Genomic DNA, 690 nt, shown 5'->3' with positions numbered 1-690 from the left:
CAAGCGGCGTCTGATTGAGTTCTGTCTTCAATCGGGAGCATCGGTTTCAGGCACGGCTCTCAAGGCGGGCATCAACGCTAACCAGTTGCGCAAATGGATTCGGGATCCGAGATTCAGCGCAGGCGCAAGGTGCGTTGCCGGCATTCGTGCCGGTTGTCGAGGAGGTTCTAGATTCGCGGCCAATCAAGACACCCGCACAGGTTGTGGTGTCTGGCGATCCGCCACCGCGGCGAGCGCAACCGCTGGCGCTGTTGAGCGCAAAGCTGCCCAACGGTGTATCGCTCGAGCTGGAATGCAGCGAGCGAGACGTTGGGCTCGTAAAGGCAATGATCGAAGCCCTGAGTGGAGGCCATTGATGTTCCGCCTCGACGCTGGGCTGCGGGTGTATCTGCATCGCGACGCAGTGGACTTCCGTAAGAACATCAACGGCCTGGCACTGCTGGTCGAGCAGGCGCTCGGGCTGGATCCGTTTGCATCGGCTGTATTTGTGTTCCGTAACCAGCGGGCCGATCGTATCAAGATTCTCGGGTGGGATCGCAACGGCTTCTGGCTATTGTTGAAGCGATTGGAGGCGGACCGGTTTGCCTGGCCACGCGAGGCGACAGTGGCTATGCTGACGGTCGAACCGTTGCACTGGCTGCTCCAGGGAATCGACATCGAGGCGATGCGCCGGCACCCGCACCGAGAATA

At 60.4% G+C, this 690-nt stretch carries 1 protein-coding gene; it reads left to right on the top strand.

The genetic code is table 11. From position 1 onward, the window contains the following. Nucleotides 1–355: 355 nt before the first annotated feature. The coding region (gene tnpB, locus MKD50_RS30540) for an IS66 family insertion sequence element accessory protein TnpB (RefSeq protein ID WP_012354795.1) at nucleotides 356–690 on the top strand (335 nt) is incomplete at its 3' end.

It is taken from the genome of Cupriavidus mimosae (assembly GCF_023952485.1).
Classification (GTDB): Bacteria; Pseudomonadota; Gammaproteobacteria; order Burkholderiales; family Burkholderiaceae; genus Cupriavidus; species Cupriavidus taiwanensis_C.
The sequence above is the reverse complement of the archived record's forward strand: the minus strand, read 5'-3'. Positions and strand labels throughout refer to the sequence as shown.